The organism is Yeosuana marina (genome assembly GCF_011762485.1).
GTDB lineage: Bacteria > Bacteroidota > Bacteroidia > Flavobacteriales > Flavobacteriaceae > Yeosuana > Yeosuana marina.
In genome coordinates, this window is the sequence record NZ_JAAKGI010000023.1 from 1 (window position 1) to 4,693 (window position 4,693).

At 28.7% G+C, this 4,693-nt stretch carries 6 protein-coding genes; all 6 read left to right on the forward strand.

The annotated features are described in order from the left end of the window. The first annotated feature begins 181 nt into the window (after window positions 1–181). Window positions 182–598: an SRPBCC family protein gene (locus G5V56_RS12280; protein WP_166965418.1), complete on the forward strand. Its 417-nt coding sequence runs from the start codon at window positions 182–184 to the stop codon at window positions 596–598. Between the two features lies 1 nt (window position 599). Further along, on the forward strand, window positions 600–1,049 hold the full coding sequence (locus G5V56_RS12285; RefSeq protein ID WP_166965420.1) for a MarR family winged helix-turn-helix transcriptional regulator: 450 nt from the start codon (window positions 600–602) through the stop codon (window positions 1,047–1,049). A gap of 449 nt (window positions 1,050–1,498) precedes the next feature. After that, a complete protein-coding gene (locus tag G5V56_RS12290; RefSeq protein WP_166965422.1) occupies window positions 1,499–2,167 on the forward strand; it encodes an ATP-binding cassette domain-containing protein in 669 nt (222 codons plus the stop codon). A gap of 164 nt (window positions 2,168–2,331) precedes the next feature. After that, the gene (locus tag G5V56_RS12295) at window positions 2,332–3,219 is read left to right on the forward strand and encodes a hypothetical protein (RefSeq protein WP_166965424.1); all 888 of its coding nucleotides are present in this window, start codon (window positions 2,332–2,334) and stop codon (window positions 3,217–3,219) included. 133 nt (window positions 3,220–3,352) lie between these two features. Further along, window positions 3,353–4,204, forward strand: a complete 852-nt coding sequence (locus G5V56_RS12300; RefSeq protein WP_166965426.1) for an alpha/beta fold hydrolase — start codon at window positions 3,353–3,355, stop codon at window positions 4,202–4,204. Between the two features lie 183 nt (window positions 4,205–4,387). Then, a partial coding sequence (locus G5V56_RS12305; protein WP_206285902.1) for a hypothetical protein occupies window positions 4,388–4,693 on the forward strand: 306 nt, incomplete at its 3' end.

The following is a 4,693-nucleotide window of genomic DNA, read 5'->3' on the forward strand; positions in this document are numbered from 1 at the left end:
TGAGCTCATATGTCATTAATTTGTAGAAAATCTATAGATTTATAGAAATAAATGGGGTTTGTGCGCAAACTCCCGTTAGCCACCATAAGAAAAAACGAACTTAAAGAAAATATACTTAATTATTATATACGCGTATATTATATTTTGTTATCTTTGCAAAATAATTTAAAAAGGATATAATATGTGGTCAAAAAAAGTAACTATCAAAACAAACGCATCACGGGAACAAATTTGGAATTTATGGAGTGATGTAAAGAATTGGAATAAGTGGGATAATGAAGTTGAATATTCAGATATGAACGGACAATTTGAAACTGGAACTTTTGGAATATTAAAACCTATAAAAGGACCAAAATCAAAATTTAAGCTGATTTCAGTTGACAAATTAAATGAATTTACAAGCCGTTCATTTTTACCATTAACAAAAATGGACTTTATTCACGAAATGAATGAAAAAAATAGTGAATTATTTATTACTCACGGAGTTGAAATTAAAGGATTATTGACATTTTTATTTTCAAAAGTAATTGGAAAAAAGTTAATAAGAGAATTGCCAAAAGCAATGGAAAACCTCTCAAAAATGGCTGAAAAGAATTGATATGTCTGATATATTTAAATTTGAAACTCCAAGTGAGAGTAACGGTTTTCTTCTGTGGAAAGCAACAAATTTGTGGCAACGAGAAATCAATAAAATTTTAAAGAAATTTGATTTAACTCATACTCAATTTGTTGTTTTAGCAAGTTCATACTGGCTATCAAGTAAAACTGAAAATATTACACAAGTTGAAATAGCTAATTTCATTGACATTGACAAAATGATGACCTCAAACGTCATAAGAAAACTACTAGAAAAGAAGTTGCTAAAAAGAAAAGAACATAAAACTGACACGAGAGCAAAAATAATCAGCATAACGGAAAAGGGAATTGAAACTCTAAAAATATCGGTTAAAGAAGTTGAAAAATTTGATGTTACTTTTTTTGGACAACTATCAAATAATGTGGAATTTAACAAAGAACTATTACGATTATTAAACAATTACGGTGGCTAACAAAAAATATAGTGCATTTGGCAGATATTACTAAAAATGAAGAATATAGCAATTAATAAAATTAATCGTAACTTGAAAATGAAGTGTTTCAAAATGCCAAACGCACCATATTCAAACCGTTAGGCAAAATATGAAATCCGAATCCAGAATGAAATTTATTACAAAGAATGTACAGTAAAGCTATTTCAAAATACTTTTTGGATATTAATATGTTCAACGTTCCTTTTTGCCTGATTTTCGGATTAATATCTGGAATTTTATGGAGTGTAGTTATTTTTTCTTCATTTGGTATTTTAATCGGTTATTTAGGTTATCATACTTTCAAAAAAAATGAATATTATGCATATTATAATCTCGGATTTAAAAAAACTGACCTTTTAAAAAAAGTGTGGTTACTTAATACATCTATTTCCATTTTGATATTTCTAATCTATTTAATAATCAGATAAATGGATTTATTAAAAGTAACTGAAATAAACAAATCTTACGGAAAGAAAATCATTTTAAAGAATATCAATCTTGAATGTAGAGTTGGAGAAATAACTGGAATATTTGGTCGTAACGGAACTGGAAAATCGACTTTATTAAAACTAATATTCGGAACTGTCAAAGCCGATTCGATTCTCACAAAAATAAATTCAGAAAGTATTTCTCAGAAAGCTATTATTCCCTCAAAGAGGATAGGTTACTTACCACAAGACACTTTTTTACCAAAAGAACGGAAAGTAAGAGAAATAATTCCTTTCTTTTTTCCTAAAGGAGACGACCAAGACAAAATTTTTTATTCACCGCAAGTGTCAAGTTTTGAAAAAATAAAAATCGGAAAATTATCTTTAGGACAATTACGCTATCTTGAATTACTAATCATAGGAAATCTAAATCATCAATTCTTAATGCTAGACGAGCCATTTTCAATGATTGAGCCAATTTATAAAGATGTGATAAAAGGTTTATTACTCGAACTTAAAAAAACAAAAGGTATAATTTTAACTGACCATTATTACAATGATGTTCTTGAAATAACAGATAAAAATTTCGTTATTAAAGATTCGGAAATGATCAAAATAATAGATAAAAATGATTTAGTGAAATACGAATATTTAAGTTCTAATGAATAAAAATACTTTGCCTAACACCGTATATAATTTATTGCTAGTTCTAGCCTACTTACGAAAATCCTCGCGGATTTTCTATTCAGTTTTTATTTGCTAAATTACGTGCTAAACCACGCAACAAACCATATACAAACCCGTTAGGCAAAATATATCAGACTTAATAGAATATGAATTTATTAAATAAACTTTACAAAATTTTTCTATCTGAGTACGCCAAAAGGCGGATTGAAAAAACAATACTCTATGTTGCGTTATTTGGCTTTTTCATCCACTTAATTTTAATTTACTTATCAAAATTCGGTATTTTAAATTTGTCTTTAGAATCGGAATTATTTAAAAATCCGATATCGGCAATTTACACCCCATTCTCATTTATACTTGTTTATGAAGTTTACTTATTAATCTATTACTTACCAAAGTCATTTACCACCTACATAACTAAACAGTATGAAATTATAACACTTATAATTATCCGAAAATTATTTAAAGATTTATCTGCTCTTGAACTTTCATCAGATTGGTTTCAAATAAAAGGAGATTTGCAATTCACCTATGATATCTTGGCATCAGTTATTCTTTTCTATCTGATTTTTCAGTTTCAAAAACAGGGAATGCAAAAATCAACGCAACAAAAGGACAATAAACTAAAAATTGAAAGATTCATACTTAGAAAGAAAATAATCGCCATTGCATTGGTTCCGATTTTTTTTATGATGGCTTTAGTTACACTTTTGAATTGGACTTCAGATGTTTCTCTTGGTTCTACTAACCTGCCTAGTTTTGAAACAATTAATAATTTATTCTTTGGTGAATTTTTTACCGTACTGATATTAGTGGATGTCGTTCTTCTGTTAATTTCCTTCTTTTACACCGATAAATTTCACAAAATAATTAGAAATTCCGGATTTGTAGTTTCAACGATTTTAATCCGTATGTCATTCGGAGTAAGCGGATTAATAAGTACAATTTTAATTGTAGTAGCTGTCCTGTTTGGATTAGCAATAATAATAATCCATAATAAATATGAAAAAAATACTTTGCCTAACACCGTATAAAATTAATTGCTGGTATTAGCCTATTTACGAAAGTCCTAGCGGACTTTCTATCTGTGATTTATTTGCTAACTTTAGTGCTTAAAACACGCAACTAATCTTATACAATCACGTTAGCTACAATTAAAACTACAATATGAAAAATCGATTTATTCTACAGATTATTTTTTTTCTTTTGATATTTATTTCTAATAACTCGAATGCTCAAGAAAAGTTTGATGTTCCATATGGAAGCAATAAAGATATCGGAAAATATGCTAAAATAAATGGAATCAAAATGTACTATGAAGAGTATGGAAAAGGAGATCCACTTTTACTTATACATGGCAATGGTGCAGATATCAAGTCAATGGCAAATCAAATTGAATATTTTAAATCCAAATACAGAATTATTGTTGCTGATAGCAGAGGCCATGGAAGGTCTGAATTAAAAACCGACTCATTGACCTATAATCAAATAACTAGCGATTGGGAAGGTTTAGTCAATTACCTAAAATTAGACTCTATCAATATTCTTGGATGGAGCGATGGAGGCATAATAGGTTTAAAAATGGGAATTAATAAAAAAACTAAAATAAAAAAGATTGTTGCCATGGGTGCGAATTTAAGACCTGACACTACAGCTGTTAACAGTTGGGCACCTGAACAGGTAAGAAAGGATATTGAAAAATTTAAAATGATGATAGAAAAAGGAGATACTTCCAAGGACTGGAAACTAGAATTACAACTTGATAACATGTTAGTTTTTCAGCCAAATATCTCTCATTCAGATGTAAAAAAAATAAATGTGCCTGTGCTTATCATGGTTGGTGATAGAGACATTATTAAAAATGAACATGCAGTTGAGATTTTCAATAATCTATCGAAAGGTCAGCTTTGTATTATGCCAGGCATAAATCACGGAGCACCTCGTAATAATCCATTAATATTTAATGAAATAGCAAATAGATTTTTAAAAGAAAAATTTGATTACGAAACAAAAAAATAACTGTAGCTAACACCGTATATAAAAAATTGCTAGTTTTAGCTAAACCAATGTCAGTTGCTTTGTTTGCTTGCATCTGATTTTCCTTCGGAAAATCCTCGCACACAAACACGCAACTTTCCATATACAATCACGTTGGTGGTAATATAAATCGAACTCAAAAAAATAATCTCAAAAGAAATAAATATGAAAAAAAACAAGTTTTTAGTAATAATAATTCTATTTAGTTTATTAAGTTGTTCAAAAAACAACAACGACATTGAACCTACTGAAAATATACCTTACGAATATTTTTCATACGAGGTTTTACCAACAAGTACTGATCAAAATATTACGAATGGATTGTCAATGCAGTTTGCTTTCATTACAAAAGAACCAAACTTAAGAAAGAATAAATTATTTATTTTCCTTCCTGGAACAGCTGCTTCACCTGAAGCATATAAAAAAATCATACAGACTGCGGCTGAATACGGTTACTATTCTTTTGGTTTA

Excerpts from the sequence above, each read along its gene's own strand:
- G5V56_RS12280 (WP_166965418.1), top strand. The coding sequence starts at position 182 with ATGTGGTCAAAAAAAGTAACTATCAAAACAAACGCATCACGGGAACAA.
- G5V56_RS12285 (WP_166965420.1), top strand. The coding sequence starts at position 600 with ATGTCTGATATATTTAAATTTGAAACTCCAAGTGAGAGTAACGGTTTT.
- G5V56_RS12290 (WP_166965422.1), top strand. The coding sequence starts at position 1,499 with ATGGATTTATTAAAAGTAACTGAAATAAACAAATCTTACGGAAAGAAA.
- G5V56_RS12295 (WP_166965424.1), top strand. The coding sequence starts at position 2,332 with ATGAATTTATTAAATAAACTTTACAAAATTTTTCTATCTGAGTACGCC.
- G5V56_RS12300 (WP_166965426.1), top strand. The coding sequence starts at position 3,353 with ATGAAAAATCGATTTATTCTACAGATTATTTTTTTTCTTTTGATATTT.